This is a genomic window from Salinibacterium amurskyense, from assembly GCF_002797685.1.
GTDB lineage: Bacteria > Actinomycetota > Actinomycetes > Actinomycetales > Microbacteriaceae > Rhodoglobus > Rhodoglobus amurskyensis.
Genome location: NZ_PGFH01000002.1, coordinates 141378 through 162442, shown reverse-complemented (window position 1 = coordinate 162442; position 21065 = coordinate 141378). Strand labels below are relative to the sequence as shown.

The following is a 21065-nucleotide window of genomic DNA, read 5'->3' as shown; positions in this document are numbered from 1 at the left end:
TGAAATTTCTGAATGCGGATGCTTGGAGTGCTGCTCCTCACAAATATTGGAGCCTCGAGGAGGACTCACAGGATCGCCATAGTGCGCTGATAGGCACCGTTCCTATCTTTACCTCGACCACCTGCACCACCGCGCATCACCCGAGGAGACCCATGTTCGGAACGTATCTGTATCGAGAGCTCAGCAATCGACGCAAACAAACAGCAATCATCGCCGCTGGAATGGCGTTGGCGATTGCGCTCGTCATGATCGTCAACGGCGTCGCCGCCGGAGTGCGCGACGCCCAAGCGACCGTGCTCGCTTCGGTATACGGTGTCGGCACTGACATCACCATTTCGCAGGAACCCGTTCAGCCCGCCGAGGGCGAAGAGGGTGCGCAGCAAGAACGTCCACGCTTTGAGTTCGGAGCCGAAGACGGCGAAACCACCGATGGCACGACAGCACTCAGCCAGTCACGTCTCACGAGCGGCATCGCCAGCACCACTTTCGACGCGGATGCTCTCACCACTGCCCTCAGCCTCGACTCCGTTGCCGCAGCCACCGCCACCCTCGCGCTCACCAACGTGAGTTTCAGTGGTGAAGTCGCTGCGCCCACCACAACGGACACCGGCGAAACCGCACCCGGCGAAGGAGCCCAACAGGGCGGCCGCGGCGGTCCCGATGGAGCTGGCGGAAGCGCCTTCAACGTCGACACCTTCACCGTGACCGGCATCGACGTAGCGGGCGAAAGCGTCGGCCCACTCACCTCCGTCGAGCTCGTCGACGGCCGCGCCTTCGAGTCGAGCGACAGCGACACCAACGTCGTGATCCTCGACACGAGCTACGCCACCACGAGCTCACTCACCGTCGGCGACAGCCTGGAGATCGGTGGCGAAGAGTTCGAAGTAATCGGAACCGTCACTTCGACCTCCGCTGACGCGACTACGGCATCCAACACCTACATTCCGCTCGACACCGCCCAGCGCGTTGCCGACTTGGAGAACCAGATTTCGACCGTGTACGTGCAGGCGGCAAGCTCCACTGACATCGCCGCCGTTCAAACGGCGCTGCAAACGGAACTGCCGGATGCTTGGGTGAAGACCCAGGAAGATCTCGCCTCGAGCGTCTCGGGTTCGCTTTCTACCGCGTCTGACCTCGTCGGAAAGCTCGGTACGTGGCTCTCGATCATCGTGTTGGCTGCCGCCTTCCTCATCTCGGTACTGCTCACCACCTCTGGTGTTGCCCGCCGCACCCGCGAGTTCGGAACGCTGAAGGCCATCGGCTGGAGTAACGGCGCTGTCGTACGTCAGGTCGCTGGAGAATCGCTCGTGCAAGGCGCCATCGGCGGTGTGGTCGGTGTCGCGATCGGACTGCTCGGCATCCTCGCCATCAATATTGCAGCTCCCGTGCTCAGCGCGAGCGCTGCCGCAACTGCAGTAGCTGGCCAGGGCGCAGGCGGTGGAGGCAACCGCTTTGGCGATGCTGCCACTACCGCTGCAGCGACGACCGACATCGCGCTCCAGATTCCCGTGACTTTCAGCATCATCGGCATCGCCGTCGCTCTCGCCATTCTCGGCGGACTCATCGCCGGCGCGTTCGGAGGCTGGCGTGCAGCACGACTTCGCCCCGCTGAAGCTCTCCGCAGCGTCGCCTAACCCCTGAACCCCGTAGACCTCAAGGAGATTTTCTATGTATGAACTCAGCGAACTCACCAAAAAATACGAAACAAAACGCGGCCCGATTAGCGCCCTGAACAAGGTGAGCTTGAGCATCCCCACCGGGCAAATGGTCGCCATTCAGGGTCCAACCGGAGGCGGCAAGTCGACCCTGCTGCAAATGCTCGGAGCTCTCGAGCGCCCCACGAGCGGCACCGTCACCCTTGGCGGCGAAGAGCTCTCCGCAATGCCAGACTCACGACTGGCAGAAATTCGCGCCCGCACCATTGGGTTTGTCTTCCAAGGCTTCAACCTCATCCCGACGCTCACGGCGCAGGAGAATGTGGAGACTGCGCTCGCGCCTCTCGGACTGTCGAATTCCGACCGTCGCCTTCGTGCTCGCGCGGCTCTAGAAAAGGTGGGATTGGGTGAACGGCTAACTCACCACCCCGCCGAGCTTTCGGGCGGGCAACAGCAGCGTGTCGCGATCGCGCGAGCACTCGTGAAGGAACCCAAGGTTCTGTTGGCGGACGAGCCGACCGGAAACCTTGACGAGCAAACTCGCGACGAGATCATGGAGCTTCTCGAAGGGCTGTGGCGGGATGAGGGTCTGACGCTCATCATCGTGACCCACGACTCCGCGGTCGCGAAGCGTGCCGAGCGACGGTTGCACTTGAAGCACGGTTCCGTCACCGAAAAGAAGTAGCGCGACGGCATCCCGCTGCGGGCGGCGCGTATGGTTTAGCGCGTCGCCCCCGGGATGAGCCACTGGTCACCGCGGGCTCGAATGCCCAAAGTGACCGCACGGGCCCCGATGTAGCCGAGGCCGAAAGCGAACCAGAGGGCAACAATCGCGGCGGTGCCGGTGAGGTTCGAGGAGTAAACCCACCACAGCAGCGGCGCATACACCGCAAGGTTTATCAGCCCGGTCAGAGCGAGGTAGCGCGCGTCCCCCGCGCCGATCAGCACACCGTCAAGAACGAAAACGAAACCTGCGATCGGGATGCCGAGCGCCAGTACCGGCAGCAGTGCGGCCAAGCCGCTGCGAACGACAGGGTCGGAGCTGAACACGATCCCGGCCCACGGGGACACCAGGAGCATGAGTAGGCCGAGCACCACACCGCTGCCGATACCGAGTTCAACAAGTCGGCGAGTGATCGCGCGGGCCTTGACGAGGTCGCTCGCGCCCAGCTCTTTACCGATCATGGCCTGACCGGCGATTGCCAACGCATCCAAGACAAAAGCGAGCGTCGCAAAAATGGTCAAGGTGACCTGCACGGTCGCGAGCTCGGGAACACCGATGCTGGTGGCGACCGCGATCGTCGCGAGCATCGCCGCCCGCAACGAAGCTGTACGCAGCAGCAGCCACGCGCCGGCATGTCCGGCTAGCAACATCCCGCTGCCGTGTGGTCGTAAGCGTGCACCTTCACGGCGCGCGAGGGTAACGAGCATCACGAGGTAGGCGGCGGCCATCCCCCAGCTCGCGACGACCGTGCCGATGGCGGAACCCGCGACACCCCAACCGAAGCCGTAGATGAACAGGGTGTTGAGGAGAGCGTTGGAGATGAACCCAGCGACCGCGACGATCAGCGGAGTTCTTGTGTCTTGCAGCCCGCGCAGTAGGCCCGAGGCGGCGAAGGTAATGAGCATCGCCGGCAAGCCCAGCATCGAAATCGCTAGGTACTCGGTGGCGTAACCGACAATGCTGGCGTCGGGGTTGAACAGACTGACCAACCAGGGCGTGGCCGGAATCCCCACGGCGACAAGGATGATGCCGAGCGCCACGGCGAGCCAGACTCCGTCGACGCCGGCAGCGACAGCACGCGCGCGATTGCCCACGCCCAACCAGCGCGCTACGGCAGGTGTGGTGGAGTAGGCCAAAAAGATGAGCAGCCCCACTGCGGTTTGCAGCACGGCGCTCGCGACGCTCAGCCCGCCCAGTTGTGCGCTACCGAGGTGCCCGACGAGGGCGGTGTCGGTGAGGAGAAAGATCGGCTCGGCGACGAGCGCACCGAGTGCGGGAACAGCGAGGCGGCGGATGTCGCGATCGAGCGGTGAACGGAAGAGTGCCACGGCCTACTGAGGTGCCGAATCATCGGTCGCGCCAGCTGCCGGCGATGAAGGCGTCTTGGTCGCGGGCTTCTTGGCGGCCGGTTTCTTGGCTGCCGGCTTCTTGGCGGCAGGTGCCTTGGCCGCGGGCTTCGCGGTCGCAGACTTCGCGGTCGCGGGCCTCTTCGCCGCCGTTGTCTTAGGCGCTGTTGTTTTAGGCGCTGTTGTCTTAGGCGCTGCTGTCTTAGGCGCTGCTGTCTTAGGCGCTGGCTTCTTGGCCGCCGGTGTTTTGGCGTCGGGTTTCTCGGCGGCTGAACTCTTTGCCGTCGTTGCTTTAGGCGCTGCTGTCTTGGCGGCTGGTTTCTTCGCCGCTGGCTTCTTGGCCGCTGGTTTTTTGGCTGCGGTCGACGTTGACGCGCGCGACTGAGAGTCCGACGCTACTGCGGGCGACTTCTTGGCTGCCGCCGTGTTTGCCGTGCCAGCCGGAGCTTTGCGTGCTGGAATCTTGGCGGCGGTTGATTGTGCCGCCGTCGACTTCGATGCTGACTTTTTCGCGGGTGCAGTCTTCGAGGCGGGCGCCTTAGCCGCTGGAGCCTTGCGAGAAGTGCCTGTCTTCGCGGGCGCGGATTTCGAGGTCTTCGCACTAGACGAGCTGCTGCGCGATGGGCGCTTGGCAGCGGTCGGCACGGGCGGCACAGCCGCGGGCGACTCCTCGGCATTGATACCAGCGTCCGCACCGGCATCCGCATCTGTATCGGCATCTGTATCTGTATCAGCATCGGCGAGCTTCGTGTCATTCGATGGCGAAACTGGGTCACCGGCATCCGCAGTCAACGGTGCCAACGCATCAGGAGAAGCGTCAGCGTGTGCCTCCCCATCGATCGGCTCGATATCGGTGTCAGTGTCCGTGTCGGCCACATCACTGTCGGCAGCAACCGCGTCGCCTGCACGACGTTCACGACGCTCGCGCACCTTGCCCAGAACTGTGGGGATGAGCAGTGCGAGCAACACGACACCGATCGTCGCAACGATCAGCACGACCGACTGCACCGAGCCCTGATCTGGTTGCGGGGTCTCTTCAACGACTTCAATCGATCGCGTCGCCACAATCGGCTGGTAGGCCGCCAGCGTGGTGTCCCCCGCGACGTCACTCGAGCCGCGGACGAGTGGGGTAAGTTCATCGTCAATCAGGGCGAACCACGCACCCGTCTCAGGCTCGTGCACCAGAGTCGCGTCGTTGTCGACATCGTCAAGCGCCAGTGCCGTGCCGGGGCTGCGGATAAAGTCGATCATCTCAGGCTCAACGGTTGCGGGGTCGAACCCGATGAGCGCTACGCCGACGGGCTCTTCGCCGATGAGAACAGGCACTTTCCACCGGTTCACGTACTGCACAGGAGTGTCTGTCGGAACTCCGGAGTGGAAGTCGTTCGACCAGAGGAATACGCGGTCGATTTCACCGAGTTCAATGCCGTCCCTGAAGTCGAGCCCGGTGCCGCGCTGGTCGACACCGAAGAATTCTTCAAGCTCCAACAGCAGCCCGTCATCGTCCGCTGCAAAAGCGCTGACGTCGGGCGGGACGGAGCCCGTGGACGCGACCGCAGCCGCGGAAGGTGCGAGCGTCATCAACGCCACAATAGTCGCGGCAGCTACTCCGGCCGCTCGGCGACGGAGACGGAGAGAAGACGCTGATGAAGAGGGCAGGGCTCGCATGAGCCTAGTCTGCCAGTTCGCACCGGCAATTCCCGCCGTCGGAGTCATGCACAGTCACTTAGCGGCAGCGAATAGCCGACGCAGCGCACAGGGCGCCCGCACCTCCCGAGTAAAGAGGGAGAATAGAGGTGTGACCATGCAACCCGAACTCGATCTTTGGGAACCGGTCGCGCCCAATCATCGCGACCGCATCGTTGCCCACTCCGAAGATCGCGTCGCTTGGTTGCGCGCCCGCAGCCGCGGAGTCACCGCTACGGATGCCGCCCGACTCGCCACTGCGCAATCGTTGCGTGCCGTCGTGGAAAGCAAGCTTCTCGGCTCCGGCTTCTCGGGTAACGCGTTCACCGACCACGGTCGCGCGCGGGAACCGGAAATCGCACGCTGGGTACTGGGTGAGCACGGCATCCAGTCGAGTTCGGCGCTCTATCACGCGCACGACCAGCCACTCCATTTGGCGACGCCCGATGGGGTATCGATGATCGACGGCTCGCTCGTGCTGTCGGAGATCAAGACCACGGCGAAGGCCTGGCGGAGCATCCCGCGGTCCTATTTACGTCAGGTCTGGTGGCAGCAGTACGTATTGGGTGCTGACCGCACCCTCGTGGTCTGGGAGCAGCACACCGATTTTGTGCCCACTCATTCGGTACCGAAGTGCCAATGGGTCGAGCGCGACGAAGATCAGATCCATGCACTGGTGGGATTAGCGGATCGGCTACTCGACCTCATGCGTGCGCCCCACACACAGCACTCCAACTAACGAGCACTCGAATTAGCGCGGTCCGTTCTCGGCTACGCGGGCAGCGGCCGCCTCAGTGCGCGCACGGCAATCACGGTGCCGAGCATCATGAGCCACGCAATGGCGATCGTCGTCGCCACGAATTCAAGCCGGCTTCCCAGCACGACCTGAAAACGGAAGAGCGAGAAGAGCCCGCCCGTTCCCGCAATCACTGCCACAGCGATGGCGGTCACGATCGACATGCGCGCGAGTACGCGGTGCTCTCGAGCGAAGGAGGTCTGGATCATTGCCCAGCACGCAGCGGCAAACGCGAGCACTGCCGCAAGCGTGTGCGTGAAGTCTTGCCACGTGAAGCTCGGGCCGTACGGCAACGGGCATCCGGAGGTGCAGGTCACTTGCGACGCGATCAAAAAGAATCCGCAGCCCACCCAGAGCGAAATTGAAGGCGATCCCCACGACAACACTCGAGGCCAAGCACGCACGCGTCGGGCTGCCCACGCGACAGCTGAGCCACCAGCAACGATGAGCAGAAGAGAGATCTCGAAAGCCGCGGCCGTCGGTTCGCCCTCGGCGCCCAACTCGCTCACGTAGAGCTCGCGCGGAACCATCAAGCGTGATCCCCAGATCAGGATCAGCGCGATCCCCACCGCCACACTGCCACCTACTGCGGCGACGCCTTCTGCAGCTCGTGTCGATACGCGCGGCCGCGCAATAGCCGTCATCACGCGATCGTCGGGAAAGGCGAGGGCAATGGTGCGGGCATCCCCACAGTTTAGAGCACCGGTCTCGCTCCGAAGCTAGGCCGATGCGGCCTCTCGGCTGAGCGAAAGTTCGCGGACGAAGTCGTCTTCCCACTTCTGCCCAACCAGGAACTTCTTAGTCCCCCGAAACTCGAAACCCATCTTCTCGTAGAAGCGATTGGCGCGCGCGTTTTCTTCGTTCACGCCGAGCCACACAGAGGCAAAATTCTGAGTGCGAGCCCAATGGATGCCCGTGCTCACAAGCGTGGACGCAACGCCGGCTCCGTGGAATCTGCCGAGAACGTAACACTTGCTGAGTTCGACCGTAGGGCGCTCGATTACCGCCGCAGCGACATCCGGATCGGCGGGGTCTTCTGCGCAGAACATCACGTAGCCAGCCGCCTCGTCCTCGATTTCGGCAATGAGGATCTCGCGAGTCGAATCGGCAAGGTATCGCTCGAAGGATTCGACCGACAGGTGCTCCCCGATGAAGGCGGCGATTGCCTCCTGAGTTGTCGCTGGCGGACACGCGAGCGGAAAAGTCTGACGAGCGAGATCGTGAAGAAGCGCGGCATCCGACTCACCAGCGCGGCGAACTGTGGTGGACACGGAATCTCCTTCAGCGGAATGCAACAGCGGTGGAACTCTCACGCTACCCCGACTATTTAACCGCCGGGGAATGCAAAACGGGGGCCGGCATAAGCCGACCCCCGTTGAGAGAAGCAGTATTAGATCGAGTTTACGTCGACCGGAATGCCGGGACCGAAGGTGGTCGAAACCGTAGCCTTCGTGATGTAGCGACCCTTCGAGGAACTGGGCTTGGCGCGAAGAACCTCTTCGAGCGCTGCCTTGATGTTCTCGTCGAGCTGCTCAGCGGTGAAGCCAGCCTTGCCCACAATGAAGTGAACGTTGGAGTGCTTGTCAACGCGGAATTCAATCTTTCCGCCCTTGATCTCCGAAACAGCCTTAGCGGTGTCAGGAGTCACCGTTCCGGTCTTCGGGTTAGGCATGAGGCCACGGGGACCAAGAACCTTACCCAAACGACCAACCTGGCCCATGAGCTCCGGGGTCGAAACTGCAGCGTCGAAGTTGGTGTAACCAGCGGCTACCTTCTCGATGAGCTCCGAGCCACCGACCTCGTCAGCGCCAGCAGCGATAGCTGCATCTGCTGCGGGACCGGTTGCGAAAACGATAACGCGAGCAGTCTTACCCGTACCGTGAGGCAGGATAACGGTGCCACGAACCATCTGGTCGGCCTTGCGAGGGTCTACACCCAAGCGAAGAGCAACCTCAACGGTGGAGTCGAACTTCTTCGAAGCCGTCTCGCGAGCAACTGATACAGCCTCGGTGGGCGTGTAGAACTTGCCCTCTTCGATCTTTTCAGCGGCGGCCTTGTATGCCTTGGAATTCTTGGACATTATGCCTCCACCGTGATTCCCATCGAGCGAGCAGTGCCCGCGATGATCTTCATTGCGCCGTCGATGTCGTTGGCGTTGAGGTCAGCCATCTTCTGCTCGGCGATCGTACGAACCTGGTCTTTAGTGAGCTGCGCAACCTTGACGGTGTGCGGCGTGCCCGAACCCTTTGCAACTCCAGCAGCCTTCTTGATGAGCTCTGCTGCAGGCGGGGTCTTGAGGATGAACGTGAACGAACGGTCCTCGTACACGGTGATCTCAACCGGGATAACGTTTCCACGCTGTGCCTCGGTTGCGGCGTTGTACGCCTTGCAGAACTCCATGATGTTAACGCCGTGCTGTCCCAGCGCAGGCCCGATGGGCGGTGCGGGGTTAGCGGCGCCGGCTTGGATCTGAAGCTTGATCAGACCTGTAACCTTCTTTTTCGGTGCCATTGTGTTTCCTTTTCGGTACGAACTGACCCGTGTGGCCAGCTCTCCCGCACCCCAACGGGGCGCGGTGGTTTTTTAGGGGCGTGAGCCCTTAAAGCTTGGTGACCTGATCGAAGCTGAGCTCGACCGGGGTCTCGCGCTCGAAGAGCGAAACCAGAACGATGAGCTTGCCGCTCTCGGGCTTGATCTCGCTGATCGAACCGGGCAGACCCGCGAACGAGCCTTCCTTGATGGTGATCGTCTCGCCGATTTCGAAGTCGATCTCTGCGGGAATGGCGCGTGCAGCGGTCTTGCTCTTCTGCGATGCACCCTTAGCAACAGGAGCTTCAACGATTTCTACGAGGCTCTTGAGCATGTTGAATGCTTCTTCGAACCGCAGGGGTACCGGGTTGTGGGCGTTGCCCACGAAGCCAGTAACACCGGGAGTGTGACGAACGACCGACCAGCTGTCTTCGTTGAGGTCCATGCGAACCAACACGTAACCAGGGATACGAACACGGTTGACGAGCTTGCGCTGGCCGTTCTTGATCTCGACAACATCTTCCATCGGAACCTCGACCTGGAAGACGTAATCTTCCATCGCCATGGAAACCTTGCGGTTTTCGATGTTTTGCTTGACGCGCTTTTCGAAGCCGGCGTAGGAGTGGATGACGTACCACTTGCCAGGCTGAAGACGCAGGTCCATGCGGAACTCGGCGTAGGGGTCGACCTCTGCCTCATCTTCGGATGCAGCAGCAGCGTCGGTTGCTTCGGCGCTTTCAGCCTTGTCGGCAGCTTCGTCATCTGTCGCAGCTACAGAAGCGTCAGCCTCCGCAGCGTTATCGATGTCGAGTGCGTCGTTCACTTCAGCATCAGCTTCGGGGTCGACAGCAGCATCCAGAGCTTCAAGAAGCCCAGCAAGATCGGCGTCAACATCAGTCGAACCATCTTCGACGTGCATTGCCTGGTGCTCGGCGGAGTCTTCTGAACGCTCTGCCTCAGCCAGGGTGTTACCCGTCTGCGCCTCATCCTCCTCGGAGGACTGCTCTGCTGCCGTAGCGAGCTCGGAGTCTTCGCGGTGGTTCTCGGACACTAAATCTCTTTTCGTTACTCTGCAATGCGGCCGTAGCCGCTGCGGTTTGTGAAGGGCCTAGACCACGAGGTTGGGATCGCCGAACAAGAAGTTCACCAAGGCGCTGAACCCAAAGTCGAGGCCGGAAACGATACCCATCATGATGATCACGAAGACAAGAACGACGAGAGTGAAGCTGACCAGCTCGCGGCGGGTCGGGGTCACAACCTTCTTGAGTTCGTTGATTACTTGGCGGATGAAGAGTGCCATACGACCGAAGGGTCCACGACGTTGCGCGCTTTCCTTCTTCGCTTTGGCGACGACGTCCTCGCTGGGCTCGTCTACGACTTTCTTGGCCACTCTTAGATACCTTCCGATACTTCGGCTTGCTCGACCCATTCCGCGTTAGACGGACCGGGACTTGCAGGGCGGACAGGACTCGAACCTGCAACCTGCGGTTTTGGAGACCGCTGCTCTACCAATTGAGCCACCACCCTCTGCAAGAGACCTAAATCTCTTACTCACACCTTCGCACAAACACACCGCGACATCCACATTGAGAAGTGAGGAGCAGGCGCGCGAAAGTATGGCAGTTATCAACTACCTGAACAAGTGTACGTCATCCTGAGCCGTCGCGCAGTTCGCGCTCCCCTCTAGAGCGATCAATACAGAAAACCCGCAGAAAACGGCTGTTCATCGACCCCCTCAAAAAAGTTTTCAAGAAAGTTTGAAAACCCGCGTCATAACCGAAGGGGGTTGCAGTCTCTCTATGTAAGCAGGGCAAACCAACCCTTCTTATTTCGGGCACCACCAGCACAACCAGTAACACCATTCGGGCAAGACCACGCGAGACCTAACCATCTCGTTGCACAACTCAAAAAGCACAACCACCAAATGGGCAAGCGAAGCTGAGATCAGGCAGTAGTTCGTGGCACAACCCTCAAGTTGGCCTCATTGTCGAACCAGCTTCCTTTTCCGCACAGGATCAGGAAGGTACCAGTCGTGTTTACACAACACATCCCGCGCACTGGGAAGCCAGTCGGGAAAAGCAACCACACCGCAGGAGTCCGTTTCGGAGCGGCCCTCGGAACCATGGCCCTCGTATCGGGCTTCATCTTCATTGCACCCGCTGCTGCTAGCGCAGAAGAGACTAACGGAGCCTCGTACGCCTACGCAGAATTCCTTTCAGGGGATGTGCTCGGAACCGACCTCGGCAACGTCGCCGGCCTCGGCCAAGTAGTCGCCAGCAACAACGGCAACCAGGCACGACAAGTTCACCGCGATCCGCTCACCGTCGAGGTACTTGGCGCGACCGTACTCAACCAACCGGGCGGCTTGCAGCTTCCCCTGCTCGATGTTGTGGATGCCGGCGTCGTCAACCAATACGCTCAGGCCGACAAAGACGGTGAATCCTTCGCCTCCACTGGAGCGATTCAGGATGATGGCGGAATCGGCATCGGCGAGCTGGCCTCTGGCCCCGCGGGTGACCTCACGCTCGACCTCGACAGCCTCCTCAGCAACGAGTTCGCTTCGGTACTCACCGACCTGAAGCTCGACTTGGACGCCGTGGCCGCTCGCGCCGACGGAAACATGACATCGGCATCCGGCGACTACACGCTCGCTGACGCAACACTGAGCTTCTCCAGCCCCGCCATCAGCAAGCTGACGAGCAAGGTCACGAAGGCGCTCGACGGCGTCGACGGCCAGCTCATCAGCCTGGGCGGCGACAACGGTGCTCTCGGCAACTCGATCGATGGCATCCTCGACCCCGTTCTCGGTGTCGTAGGTTCCTCCGCTGACGTGAAGGTCATCGTTGACGCCGACCTGCAGAAGGCAGTGAGCACCCTGCTCGACGGTAAGTATGGAAACGGTGCCGTGAGCTTCAACCTCGAAACGGGCGCCGTAGTGGTTGACCTCGAGGCTCTCTTAGGCGGCGAACTCAACAATCTGGCTCCGAACACCGAACTGCTCACGGATGCGGTGGTCAACCAGATCCTCAACGGCATCACCGAAACAGTGGCCGACCTCGCTGACGACATCGTCGAACGCGTCGAGCTGTCGCTGCGGGATGCTCGCGTCGAAGTCTCCGCCAAGCTCAACCTGCTGACCGCACAGAAGTCCACCCAGAAGACGGTGTGCCGCGACATCCAAGTTCCGATCATCGGCGACATTCTCAATGGTGAGGTTCTCGGCGGCGGCTCCTCCAGCGGTGGCCTCGTTGGTGGCCTGCTCGGCGGCCTGACCGGCGGTCTCACCGAAGGAGTTACTCAGGGCGTAACGCAAGGCATCATCGGCTACACGACAGACACCGTGTGTGAACTGGTTGGTTCGGTTCTCCCCGACCTGCGCAGCACCGTTGACGTCAGCATCGTAGGAAACGTGGATGACCTGATCGACGGAACTGCGATCTCGGCGAAGGCGAACATCTCGCTTCTTGGCGGAACGGTCAAAACCGGCCTCAACGTCGACACCCTGATCGGCAGCCTCGGCAAGAGCCTCAACAGCTCGCTCTTCTCCAACGACGGCGTGGTCACCTCGCTCGTCAAGAGCCTGAACACCGGCCTTGTGAACCCGGCAGTAACCGGCCTCCTCGGAGACTCCAGCGTCGCAACGGTGCTCCACGACCTGGTCTCGATCAAGGTCAACGTGCAAGAACAGTTGACCTCCACGGGCGCCGTCAAGGGCGACATGTTCAGCGAGACCGCGGTGCGGGTAGCCGTCGGCAGCGGAGACATCGCAACCCTCAACGTGGCTCGCGCCGTAGTCGGCCCCAACGTTCAGACCGTGGTTGACCCCGGATGCACGGAGAACTGCGGTCCGACGGATCCTGAAGATCCCAACTGCACCGAAAACTGTGGCCCAGTCACTGACCCCTGTGTCGGAATCTGCCTCCTGGATCTTCCGACCTATGCCCTCGATGGGCAGCTCGCGTACACCGGTGCCGGTGTTGCGACTCTCATCGCCCTCATCGTCGCGTTGTTGGCAGCGGGTGCCTACTTCGCGCGTCAGGGTTACCTACGTACACACCCCAAGTCCGAGCTCTAGGACTGCGTAAGTAACCCCTAGCGGCCGGAGCTTATCGTCCCCCCAGGATCACAGCTCCGGCCGCTTCTCTCTGGCCCTACCGCGTTCTCGCGGTAGGGCCAGTCTTCTGTGTGCGCGCCTGTGCGCCGCCAGCAATCTCTGGGCATCCGCGCATCCGAAGCCATAGACTTATGGGGTGACCTCACCTCGCCTCTCAGCCAGAATTTCCGCCATCGCCGAGTCAGCCACCCTCAAGGTGGATGCCAAAGCCAAGTCGCTTCTTGCGGCCGGGCGGCCCATCATCAGCTATGCGGCGGGCGAGCCCGACTTCGCGACTCCCGCGAACATCGTGGAGGCGGCATCCAAGGCTGTGCTCGACCCCAAGAACCACCGCTACACGCCTGCAGCCGGACTCCCTGAGCTGCGCGAAGCGATCGCCGCCAAGACGCTGCGCGACAGCGGCCTCGAAGTGGGCATCAACCAGGTCGTCGTCACCAACGGTGGCAAGCAAGCCGTTTACCAAGCCTTTGCAACTCTCGTTGACGAGGGCGACGACGTCATCGTTCCCACCCCGTACTGGACCACGTACCCCGAAGCCATCAAGCTTGCGGGCGGCAACACCGTTGAGGTCTTCGCCGGCGCCGATCAGGGTTACCTCGTCACGGTCGAGCAGCTTGAAGCCGCTCGCACCGAGAACACCAAGGTTCTGCTCTTCGTGTCGCCCTCCAACCCCACCGGAGCTGTCTACTCGCCCGAGCAGACCAAGGCCATCGGCGAGTGGGCTCTCGAGCACGGCATCTGGGTGATCAGCGATGACATCTACCAAAACTTGGTCTACGACGGAGTGCGTGCTGTCTCGATCGTGGAGGCTGTTCCGGCGCTCGCCGACACCACCATCCTCGTGAACGGTGTCGCCAAGAGCTACTCGATGACCGGCTGGCGCCTCGGCTGGATGGTTGGCCCGGTCGACGCCATGAAGGGCGCTGCGAACCTGCAGTCGCACCTCACGAGCAACGTCTCCAACATCTCCCAGCGTGCCGCGATCGAAGCGCTCACCGGCCCGCAGGATGCCGTGGAAGAAATGCGCCTGGCCTTCGACCGCCGCCGCAAGCTCATCGTCTCGGAACTCAACAAGATCGAGGGACTGAACTGTCCGACTCCCCAGGGTGCGTTCTACGTGTACCCGGATGTCACGGGCCTGCTGAACCGCGAATGGGGCGGAGTCACTCCGACCACGAGCCTCGAGCTCGCCGACCTCATTCTCGACCAGGCCGAAGTTGCCGTCGTACCCGGTGAAGCATTCGGCCCCAGCGGCTACCTGCGCCTCTCGTACGCCCTCGGCGACGACGCCCTTCTCGAAGGCGTGCAGCGCCTACAGAAGCTCTTTAGCTAAGACAACAACCGCCACCCGTGCGGTGGAGGAATTATGGATGCCGCTGACCGATTGAGCACGGCACTTACGGCTGCCCTGCCGTCACAGCGGCTCCAAGCCGCGATGTCGGCCGGCACCCACCCACGTGACGAATTCGTGCGCGTGCTACTCGAGCGGTGCGCGATCGAGCCTGACCTCAACGTTCGTGAGACTCTCACGTGGGCGTTGATGCGGCATCCGGTGGCGGTAACGGTACCGCTGCTGGTGGCCGAGACGCGCTCGGGAACCGCGCAGGCCCGAAGCCAAGCGCTGCACACACTGTCGAAGATCGGCGACCCCGCCGGATGGGAAGCGATCACGCCCGAGGTGCTGAACGACTCTAATGAGACCGTGGCGCGCACCGCTTGGCGAGTGGCAACAGTTCTCGTTCCCGAGGGACGCGAAACCGAATTGGCCGCACTGCTCGTGCCCCATCTCGGCCACGGCGAGCGCGACGCCAAGATGAGCCTCAGCCGGTCACTCGTGACGCTCGGCGATCACGCCGCGACGCTGCTCGACGAGATTGTTGAGAACGGCAGCGCGGATGCACGACTACACGCCATGACAACGGTGCTGCTGCGGGAATCCCCCGACGACGGCTACGAAGCCGCGCTCTTCGACGCAGAGCTACGCCTCCTGCTCGCGGATGCCGCAGCAGGCGAAAGCGGAGAGCCCGACGACAGCACGCAGACTTAGCGACCGGGCAACTCGACAGACACCGTCGTTCCGCCGTAGCCATTGGCCTGATCGCGGCCCTCGATGGTGACCTCCGTGATGCCCTCAGGGATTTCGACCCCCGCCTGCGTGCGCGTGAACGGCTGCTCATTCGCATGATCATGCGAAAGCGTGTGCTCCCCCAAAACCGTGCCATCGGGAGCGACTACCCGCCAGCCATCGGCATACTGCTCGGGGGTGTCATAAGGAGAGCTGATGGTGACCGCGAAGTCGAAGAGGTTGGTGCCAGAAGGGGTGACTCCCACCTCCTCCACATCGGGGAAGAACGTGGCCGCGTCGGGGCTTGAGCTGGCTGGCGGTGTTGTGCTGAGTTCAGACGTGTTGTTCGAGGTGCTCGGCGACGAGCATCCGGTAACCGCACAGGCAACGGCGAGCGCGAGCGCGGCAAGAGCGGTGGTTCGAGTGCAGGCCGACGAGATCATGGTCTGACCGTAGCGACGCTGGCTGAATACTCGCGCAACGCCGCCGCATCAACCGATCGGTTGATAGACCTCTAACCGACTGCACCTGTCGCGCCCGGCCCAGACAAGCGACGATAGAAGCATGAACACCACCGCTCCCGTCGTGCAGGTCGAGAATCTGCGCAAAACCTACGGCTCTTTCGCCGCTGTCGACTCGGTCAGTTTCGAGATTCAGCGCGGCGAAACCTTCGCGCTGCTCGGCCCGAATGGCGCCGGCAAGTCGACCACGATCGAGATCCTCGAGGGATACCGTGACCGAACCGGTGGCTCGGTGAAGGTGCTGGGCGTCGATCCGGGTAAAGGCGGCCTCAACTGGAAGGCCCGTCTCGGCATCGTGTTGCAGTCGTCGGGCGAGAGCGGCAATGTGTCCGTGCGCGAACAGCTGACCCACTTTGCTGGTTACTACCCCAACCCGCGCAATGTCGACGAAGTGATCGCATCCGTAGGGCTTGAGGCAAAAGCGGGCACCTTGATCCGCAAACTTTCGGGCGGCCAACGCCGGCGAGTGGATGTCGCGCTCGGCATCATCGGAAGCCCCGAGCTGCTCTTTCTCGACGAGCCCACTACGGGCTTCGACCCCGAGGCACGCCAACAGTTCTGGCAACTGATTCGCTCGCTCAAGGCGGACGGAACGACCATCCTTCTCACTACCCACTACCTCGATGAGGCAGCCCAACTGGGCGACCGAGCGGGTGTGATTGCGGGCGGAAAAATGATCGACATCGGTGCCATCGATGAGATCGGTGGAGAAGAGGCGCGCATACCGCTCGTGCGCTGGCGCGATGCCAACGGCAAGCACGAAGAGCGCACGCACACTCCTGGCGCTGTCGTGGCATCCCTCATGGCTGCCGGTGCAGAACCAGCCGGACTTGAGATCGTTCGCCCCAGCCTCGAAGACATTTACCTGCAGTTGGTCTCCGACCATGCACACGCACGCGAAGTGGAGAACGCCCGATGAGCACCACAACACCTACCGCCGAGACTGCCCCCAGCTTCGGCCTCGGAATCGGCCGCAGTGTGCGACTCGGTTTCAGCCGCATCAAGCTCGAAGTGCGCAGTTACTTTCGCCAGGGCGACTCGGTCTTCTTCACCTTCTTGTTCCCCGTTGTCATGCTCACGATCTTCGCGGTTGCCTTCAGCGAACAGAACTTCGGCACCGAAGAAGAGCCGCTCACCGCAGCCGCCTTCTACCTGCCCGGGATGATCGCCGCGGGACTGCTGCTGAGCGGTCTGCAGAATATGGCTATCGACATTGCGATGGAACGCAGCGACGGAACGCTCAAACGTCTGGCCGGAACGCCCCTGCCGGTGATGAGCTATTTCATCGGCAAGATCGGGCAAGTCTTTACGACCGGTGTGCTGCAAGCCACTCTCGTGATTCTGGTCGCAAGCCTCGCCTTCGACGTGGAGCTACCGAGCGAACCCAGCAAATGGGTGACCTTCGCGTGGGTCTTCGTGCTCGGTGTCACGACATCCGCCGTGCTCGGTATTGCCCTGAGTGGCCTCCCCCGCAGCGGCAAGAGCGCCACTGCTGTTGTGATCCCTGTCGCCCTCGTATTGCAGTTCATCTCCGGCGTGTACCTCGGCTTCTCGATGCTGCCCGAGTGGTTGCAAAACTTTGCCAGCATCTTCCCGCTCAAGTGGATGGCGCAGGGAATGCGCGAAGTGTTCCTACCCGCCAGCTTCGAAGTAATGGAGCAATCCGAAAGCTGGAACCTGCCCGGAGTGGCCATCGCCACCGGCCTCTGGTTGGTTATCGGCCTCATCGTGACGCGCATCACCTTCCGCTGGATCCGCAAGGATAGCTAAATGGGTTTTGTTCGCTGGATGAGCATTGCTGTGACCGTCACTACGGCGGTCATGGCAGTGCTCATCGTCGGTTCCGGCGGCTACGGCTCCGGAAGCAAGATCGGTGCCGGGGTTGCACTCGCGGCCTTCGCGCTCGCCTGGTTCGCTCTCGGCATCCGCGCCCGCGACAACTCCGTCATGGCCATCGCCTACGTGAGCGTGCTCGTGATCACCGTTGGCGCCGCCGTCGCGTTCATGCCCGTGATGGCCACTCTGCAATCCCTCGCCTACCCGCTCGTGTGGGTGCTCGCCGAACGCACCCGCAACGCCATCATCGGCAACGTCGCGCTCGCCCTCTCCGTGGGTGTCGGCTTTCTCCTCAACATGGGCCTCAGCGCGGATGCTGTGCTGTACACGACCACGATCGTTGCCCTGTCGCTGATCTTCAGCCTCGCCCTCGGCCTCTGGATAACCCAGATCTCTCGGCTCAGCGACCAACGCCACGACCTCGTGCTCGAGCTGCAATCCACGCGCGACGAACTCGCCGCCATCAGCCGGGATGCCGGAGTCTCCAGCGAACGAGAGCGGCTCGCCCGCGAAATCCACGACACCATCGCGCAAGACCTCACCGGGCTAGTACTTGTTGCCCAACGGGCGAAGCGCGAACTGGATAACAACAACGCTGCCGCCGCAGCCGAACAGCTTGAGCTGATTGAAGACAGTGCCCGCGCAGCACTTGCGGAAGCGCGCGCACTGGTTACGGCATCCGCTCCCGTGGGGCTCACAGGCGACGGAATCACGAGCGCTCTGACCCGACTGGCCGAGCGGTACAGCCGCGAAACCCAATTGACGGTGACGGTGGATGCCGCGCACCTGCCTGCGATCGCCCGCGAAACTGAGGTGGTGGTTCTGCGCTGCGCTCAAGAAGCCCTAGCCAATGTGCGCAAGCACGCGAACGCTACTCGCGCCACGATCACCGTGACTGTCGGCGACGACGGGCTGACGATTGCAGTGGCTGACGATGGCACCGGCTTCGACCCCGCGACCACCCACACCGGCTTCGGGCTCGAAGGAATGAGCGAACGGCTGGCCCTGGTGAACGGCCGTCTCGATGTCGAAAGTTCGGCCGCCGGCACCACGGTGCGCGCCACGATCCCGAAAGAAGTATTCGCATGATTCGTGTTGTCGTTGCCGACGATCATCCGATCGTCCGCAGTGGAATCGTTGGCCTGCTGAGTTCGGCGGATGACATCGAAGTCGTCGGCGAAGCCAGCGACGGCACCGAGGCGGTCGCCCTGGCCACCCAGCTCTCCCCCGACGTTGTGCTCATGGATTTGCGCATGCCCGGCCTCGGAGGCGCCGAGGCCACCGCGCAGCTCGTGGCTGCGCGCCCCGACGTGCGCGTGCTCATTCTGACGACCTACGAGTCCGACGAAAACATTCTGACCGCGATTGAGGCAGGCGCAAGCGGCTACCTGCTGAAGGCTGCACCCCAAGAGGAGATTCTGGCGGGGCTGCGTTCGGTGGCTCGAGGCGAGGTCGCCCTGGCGCCGTCAATTGCGGCGCTGCTCGTGAACCGCATGCGTGAACCTGCGAAGGTGACGCTGAGCGATCGCGAAACTCAAGTGCTGGCTCTCGTTGCAGCGGGCAATAGCAACCGAAAGATTGCCGCCGCCCTATTCGTGAGCGAAGCAACGGTGAAGACGCACCTCATCCACGTGTTCGAAAAGCTCGACGTGAAAGACCGCACTCGTGCGGTGACGAAGGCGATGGAGCTGGGGCTGCTGCCCCGCACCACCTAGGCTGACTGACGACGTGGCCGGTTAGCGACGTGGCCGGTTGGCGACGCTGGATCAGCGGCGACGCTAGGCCAGCTCGACGCCGACAGCTACAGGCTCGGGCTGCAAGTGGATGCCATACCGGCTGAGCACGCACGCCCCGATATAACGCGCGAGTTCGGCAATCTCGGCGGCGTCGGCTCCCGTGCGGTTGACGATTGCCAGGCTGTGCTTGGTGGAGACGGCAGCGCGCGATCCGGGAAGGCGGAAGCCTTTGTTCACTCCCGAATTCTCGATGAGCCAGGCAGCGCTGAGCTTCACCAGTCGAGGCTTGGGCGGTGGTGGCGGTGCGGGAGTTTCGCCGAGTGGAACCACAACGTCGGCAACGGGCTCATCGTCGACGACCCAGCGTGGGGCATCCGCGGGAAGGGCTCGGGCGATGTGTTCGGGCACGATTGGGTTGGTGAAGAACGAGCCGCAACTGGCCGAGTCGGGTTCGTTGGGGTCGAGAACCATTGCTTTGGATGCCCGCAGCGCGAGTACGGTGTCGCGCACCTGCTGCACGGGTACGCCGTCTCCGATGTTCACACCCAGCGCGGTCGCGAGTTGCTGGTACTGCACGGTGCTCTCGGGCGAGGCGGTGAGCGTGAAATAGACGGCGAGAACAACGCCGGCGCGACCCTCTTTGATCACTGAGTTGCGGTAGCCCAGTTCGAGTTCGGCGGTCGTTAGGTGCACGAATTCGCTGTTGTCGTAGTCGAGAAAGTCGATGCCGTCGAGCACGCTGGCGACTTCTTGCCCGTACGCTCCGATGTTCTGGATGGGGGCTGCGCCCACTGAACCGGGGATGCCGCTGAGAGCTTCGAGCCCGGCCCAGCCGCGTGAGACAAGCTTTGCGACGAGTCCATCCCACGATTCGCCAGCTTGCACACGCAGGCTGAGGGTGGTGTCGGTTTGGGAGACGAGTTGGATGCCGCGGGTCGCGATGTGGATGACGGTGCCGTCGAATCCTTCATCGCTGATGACCATGTTGGAGCCGCCCCCAATGAGCAGCCATTCGTCGCCTCGTTGCCACACGTCTCGCATGGTTACGATCAGTTCTTGTTCGGTGGCGGGGCGCAGCAGCGTGTGTGCTGGCCCGCCTACCCGAATGGTGGTGAGGTCGGCGAGCAGCGCGTCATGTTGCGGCGCTGTGCTTTCGCTGGGGGCGGTGTCGGTCATTTGTTGAGTTTGACCCTCACTTGTGACTTGCCGAGCACGGTCTGGTTCGCGGCGCTGACCGTGAGGTCGATACGCGTCACGTCGTCTTCGATCGCGCCAACTTTGGCGCTGACGCTGACGGTGATTCCGCCGTTGCCGTCGACGACGACGGGGCGCGTGAAGCGCACGCCGTATTCGACGACTTCGCCGCGGCCATCCATCCAGTCAATGACGGGCTGAACGGCGAGGCCCATCGTGAGCATGCCGTGGGCGAGTACGCCGGGCAGGCCTACCGACTTGGCGACGTCGTCACGGTAGTGAATGGGGTTGAAGTCTCCGGATGCTCCGGCGTAACGCACGAGGGAGAAGCGGGTGAGGGTGACTTTGCCGGTGATGAGTTCTTGCCCGACGGTGAGGTCGCTCATTCTGTGCCTCTCATGACGAGTACGGAGGTTGCGGTGACGACGTGGTTGCCATCGGCATCGCTGATCGCGGTTTCGGCGGTGATCATGTCGTTGCCACCGAGGGACTTGATGCTCGTGACAGTGAGGATGGCGGTGAGTTCGTCGCCGGCGACGATGGGTCGCGTGTAGCGGAACTTTTGTTCTCCGTGCACGATGCGGGAGAAGTCGATGCCGGTGTCGGGGGCGGCCAGGAGAAGGGCGAGGCCTGCTTCTTGGATGACGACGGCGAAGGTGGGCGGTGCTACGACATCCGCATAGCCTGCTGCTTTCGCTGCTTCAGCGTCGTGGTTGAGGGGGCTTTGGGCGAAGACGGCGCGAGCAAACTCGCGTACTTTTTCGCGCCCGACAAGATACGGGGTGGTGGGCGGGAAGACCCGGCCTTCTAGTTCTGGATTCACTGGCACGGTTACCAGTTTAGGCAGTGTTGAGGGTTCTGCA

General features: G+C 62.2%; 22 protein-coding genes and 1 tRNA gene. 10 read left to right on the top strand and 13 right to left on the bottom strand.

Annotated elements, in window-relative coordinates; translation table 11 throughout:
• Nucleotides 1-152: 152 nt before the first annotated feature.
• Nucleotides 153-1634, top strand: a complete 1482-nt coding sequence (locus CLV85_RS09965; RefSeq protein ID WP_100389482.1) for an ABC transporter permease — start codon at nt 153-155, stop codon at nt 1632-1634.
• Between the two features lie 34 nt (nt 1635-1668).
• Nucleotides 1669-2340 carry an ABC transporter ATP-binding protein gene (locus CLV85_RS09960; RefSeq protein WP_100389481.1) on the top strand — a complete coding sequence of 224 codons (672 nt, stop codon included), beginning with the start codon at nt 1669-1671 and terminating at the stop codon, nt 2338-2340.
• 35 nt (nt 2341-2375) lie between these two features.
• Here the strand turns inward: CLV85_RS09960 and CLV85_RS09955 are convergent, their stop codons facing one another.
• Together CLV85_RS09955 and CLV85_RS13370 are read right to left on the bottom strand one after the other, a co-directional pair.
• On the bottom strand, nt 2376-3707 hold the full coding sequence (locus CLV85_RS09955) for an MATE family efflux transporter (RefSeq protein ID WP_100389480.1): 1332 nt from the start codon (nt 3705-3707) through the stop codon (nt 2376-2378).
• A 3-nt stretch (nt 3708-3710) separates the two neighbouring features.
• On the bottom strand, nt 3711-5306 hold the full coding sequence (locus CLV85_RS13370; RefSeq protein WP_121626139.1) for a hypothetical protein: 1596 nt from the start codon (nt 5304-5306) through the stop codon (nt 3711-3713).
• A gap of 223 nt (nt 5307-5529) precedes the next feature.
• On the opposite strand from CLV85_RS13370, the gene CLV85_RS09940 reads away from it, so the two are divergent.
• On the top strand, nt 5530-6150 hold the full coding sequence (locus CLV85_RS09940; RefSeq protein ID WP_100389477.1) for a YqaJ viral recombinase family protein: 621 nt from the start codon (nt 5530-5532) through the stop codon (nt 6148-6150).
• A 32-nt stretch (nt 6151-6182) separates the two neighbouring features.
• Here the strand turns inward: CLV85_RS09940 and CLV85_RS09935 are convergent, their stop codons facing one another.
• The 7 genes from CLV85_RS09935 to CLV85_RS09905 all read right to left on the bottom strand — a co-directional run bounded on the left by CLV85_RS09935 (nt 6183) and on the right by CLV85_RS09905 (nt 10263).
• Nucleotides 6183-6851 carry a DUF998 domain-containing protein gene (locus CLV85_RS09935; protein WP_100389476.1) on the bottom strand — a complete coding sequence of 223 codons (669 nt, stop codon included), beginning with the start codon at nt 6849-6851 and terminating at the stop codon, nt 6183-6185.
• A 75-nt stretch (nt 6852-6926) separates the two neighbouring features.
• Nucleotides 6927-7478 carry a GNAT family N-acetyltransferase gene (locus CLV85_RS09930; protein WP_100389475.1) on the bottom strand — a complete coding sequence of 184 codons (552 nt, stop codon included), beginning with the start codon at nt 7476-7478 and terminating at the stop codon, nt 6927-6929.
• Between the two features lie 119 nt (nt 7479-7597).
• Nucleotides 7598-8287 (bottom strand): 50S ribosomal protein L1, encoded by a 690-nt coding sequence (rplA, locus tag CLV85_RS09925; RefSeq protein ID WP_100389474.1) that lies wholly within the window; start codon nt 8285-8287, stop codon nt 7598-7600.
• Complete coding sequence (gene rplK, locus CLV85_RS09920; protein ID WP_100389473.1) at nt 8287-8718, bottom strand: 50S ribosomal protein L11; 432 nt, start codon at nt 8716-8718, stop codon at nt 8287-8289. The genes rplA and rplK overlap by 1 nt, the downstream gene beginning before the upstream one ends.
• 88 nt (nt 8719-8806) lie before the next feature.
• Complete coding sequence (gene nusG, locus CLV85_RS09915; RefSeq protein WP_100389472.1) at nt 8807-9787, bottom strand: transcription termination/antitermination protein NusG; 981 nt, start codon at nt 9785-9787, stop codon at nt 8807-8809.
• A gap of 57 nt (nt 9788-9844) precedes the next feature.
• Nucleotides 9845-10126, bottom strand: a complete 282-nt coding sequence (gene secE, locus CLV85_RS09910) for a preprotein translocase subunit SecE (protein WP_100389471.1) — start codon at nt 10124-10126, stop codon at nt 9845-9847.
• Nucleotides 10127-10190: 64 nt separating this feature from the next.
• Nucleotides 10191-10263 (bottom strand) — tRNA-Trp (locus CLV85_RS09905).
• Nucleotides 10264-10768: 505 nt separating this feature from the next.
• On the opposite strand from CLV85_RS09905, the gene CLV85_RS09900 reads away from it, so the two are divergent.
• The 3 genes from CLV85_RS09900 (at nt 10769) to CLV85_RS09890 (ending at nt 14897) form a co-directional block, all read left to right on the top strand.
• Nucleotides 10769-12811: a choice-of-anchor G family protein gene (locus CLV85_RS09900; RefSeq protein ID WP_100389470.1), complete on the top strand. Its 2043-nt coding sequence runs from the start codon at nt 10769-10771 to the stop codon at nt 12809-12811.
• A 175-nt stretch (nt 12812-12986) separates the two neighbouring features.
• Entirely contained in the window at nt 12987-14183 is a 1197-nt protein-coding gene (locus CLV85_RS09895) for a pyridoxal phosphate-dependent aminotransferase (protein WP_100389469.1), read from the top strand.
• Between the two features lie 33 nt (nt 14184-14216).
• Nucleotides 14217-14897 carry a HEAT repeat domain-containing protein gene (locus CLV85_RS09890; RefSeq protein WP_189621924.1) on the top strand — a complete coding sequence of 227 codons (681 nt, stop codon included), beginning with the start codon at nt 14217-14219 and terminating at the stop codon, nt 14895-14897.
• Here CLV85_RS09890 and CLV85_RS09885 read toward each other — a convergent pair.
• The gene (locus tag CLV85_RS09885; protein ID WP_100389468.1) at nt 14894-15358 is read right to left on the bottom strand and encodes a hypothetical protein; all 465 of its coding nucleotides are present in this window, start codon (nt 15356-15358) and stop codon (nt 14894-14896) included. The two genes, CLV85_RS09890 and CLV85_RS09885, sit on opposite strands and share 4 nt — an antisense overlap.
• A 121-nt stretch (nt 15359-15479) precedes the next feature.
• On the opposite strand from CLV85_RS09885, the gene CLV85_RS09880 reads away from it, so the two are divergent.
• From CLV85_RS09880 to CLV85_RS09865, 4 genes are read left to right on the top strand one after another with little or no spacing between them, the layout of a single operon-like run.
• A complete protein-coding gene (locus tag CLV85_RS09880; RefSeq protein ID WP_100389467.1) occupies nt 15480-16355 on the top strand; it encodes an ABC transporter ATP-binding protein in 876 nt (291 codons plus the stop codon).
• Nucleotides 16352-17206 carry an ABC transporter permease gene (locus CLV85_RS09875; RefSeq protein ID WP_189621925.1) on the top strand — a complete coding sequence of 285 codons (855 nt, stop codon included), beginning with the start codon at nt 16352-16354 and terminating at the stop codon, nt 17204-17206. The genes CLV85_RS09880 and CLV85_RS09875 overlap by 4 nt, the downstream gene beginning before the upstream one ends.
• Nucleotides 17207-18361, top strand: coding sequence for a sensor histidine kinase (locus tag CLV85_RS09870; RefSeq protein WP_100389466.1), 1155 nt, complete (start codon nt 17207-17209; stop codon nt 18359-18361).
• Entirely contained in the window at nt 18358-18987 is a 630-nt protein-coding gene (locus CLV85_RS09865) for a response regulator (RefSeq protein ID WP_100389465.1), read from the top strand. Before CLV85_RS09870 ends, CLV85_RS09865 begins: the two co-directional genes overlap by 4 nt.
• Nucleotides 18988-19050: 63 nt before the next feature.
• Here CLV85_RS09865 and CLV85_RS09860 read toward each other — a convergent pair whose 3' ends face one another.
• From CLV85_RS09860 to CLV85_RS09850, 3 genes are read right to left on the bottom strand one after another with little or no spacing between them, the layout of a single operon-like run.
• The gene (locus CLV85_RS09860; protein WP_100389464.1) at nt 19051-20184 is read right to left on the bottom strand and encodes a UDP-N-acetylmuramate dehydrogenase; all 1134 of its coding nucleotides are present in this window, start codon (nt 20182-20184) and stop codon (nt 19051-19053) included.
• Complete coding sequence (locus CLV85_RS09855) at nt 20181-20588, bottom strand: MaoC/PaaZ C-terminal domain-containing protein (protein WP_100389463.1); 408 nt, start codon at nt 20586-20588, stop codon at nt 20181-20183. The genes CLV85_RS09860 and CLV85_RS09855 overlap by 4 nt, the downstream gene beginning before the upstream one ends.
• Nucleotides 20585-21031 carry an FAS1-like dehydratase domain-containing protein gene (locus CLV85_RS09850; protein WP_189621926.1) on the bottom strand — a complete coding sequence of 149 codons (447 nt, stop codon included), beginning with the start codon at nt 21029-21031 and terminating at the stop codon, nt 20585-20587. The genes CLV85_RS09855 and CLV85_RS09850 overlap by 4 nt, the downstream gene beginning before the upstream one ends.
• Nucleotides 21032-21065: the final 34 nt, after the last annotated feature.

What these genes read in the sequence shown, in the direction of transcription:
- CLV85_RS09965 (WP_100389482.1), top strand. Translation starts at nt 153, where the DNA reads ATGTTCGGAACGTATCTGTATCGAGAGCTCAGCAATCGACGCAAACAA.
- CLV85_RS09960 (WP_100389481.1), top strand. Translation starts at nt 1,669, where the DNA reads ATGTATGAACTCAGCGAACTCACCAAAAAATACGAAACAAAACGCGGC.
- CLV85_RS13370 (WP_121626139.1), bottom strand. Translation starts at nt 5,306, where the DNA reads ATGACGCTCGCACCTTCCGCGGCTGCGGTCGCGTCCACGGGCTCCGTC.
- CLV85_RS09940 (WP_100389477.1), top strand. Translation starts at nt 5,530, where the DNA reads ATGCAACCCGAACTCGATCTTTGGGAACCGGTCGCGCCCAATCATCGC.
- CLV85_RS09935 (WP_100389476.1), bottom strand. Translation starts at nt 6,851, where the DNA reads ATGACGGCTATTGCGCGGCCGCGCGTATCGACACGAGCTGCAGAAGGC.
- rplA (WP_100389474.1), bottom strand. Translation starts at nt 8,287, where the DNA reads ATGTCCAAGAATTCCAAGGCATACAAGGCCGCCGCTGAAAAGATCGAA.
- rplK (WP_100389473.1), bottom strand. Translation starts at nt 8,718, where the DNA reads ATGGCACCGAAAAAGAAGGTTACAGGTCTGATCAAGCTTCAGATCCAA.
- CLV85_RS09890 (WP_189621924.1), top strand. Translation starts at nt 14,217, where the DNA reads ATGGATGCCGCTGACCGATTGAGCACGGCACTTACGGCTGCCCTGCCG.
- CLV85_RS09885 (WP_100389468.1), bottom strand. Translation starts at nt 15,358, where the DNA reads ATGATCTCGTCGGCCTGCACTCGAACCACCGCTCTTGCCGCGCTCGCG.
- CLV85_RS09880 (WP_100389467.1), top strand. Translation starts at nt 15,480, where the DNA reads ATGAACACCACCGCTCCCGTCGTGCAGGTCGAGAATCTGCGCAAAACC.
- CLV85_RS09875 (WP_189621925.1), top strand. Translation starts at nt 16,352, where the DNA reads ATGAGCACCACAACACCTACCGCCGAGACTGCCCCCAGCTTCGGCCTC.
- CLV85_RS09870 (WP_100389466.1), top strand. Translation starts at nt 17,207, where the DNA reads ATGGGTTTTGTTCGCTGGATGAGCATTGCTGTGACCGTCACTACGGCG.
- CLV85_RS09865 (WP_100389465.1), top strand. Translation starts at nt 18,358, where the DNA reads ATGATTCGTGTTGTCGTTGCCGACGATCATCCGATCGTCCGCAGTGGA.
- CLV85_RS09860 (WP_100389464.1), bottom strand. Translation starts at nt 20,184, where the DNA reads ATGACCGACACCGCCCCCAGCGAAAGCACAGCGCCGCAACATGACGCG.
- CLV85_RS09855 (WP_100389463.1), bottom strand. Translation starts at nt 20,588, where the DNA reads ATGAGCGACCTCACCGTCGGGCAAGAACTCATCACCGGCAAAGTCACC.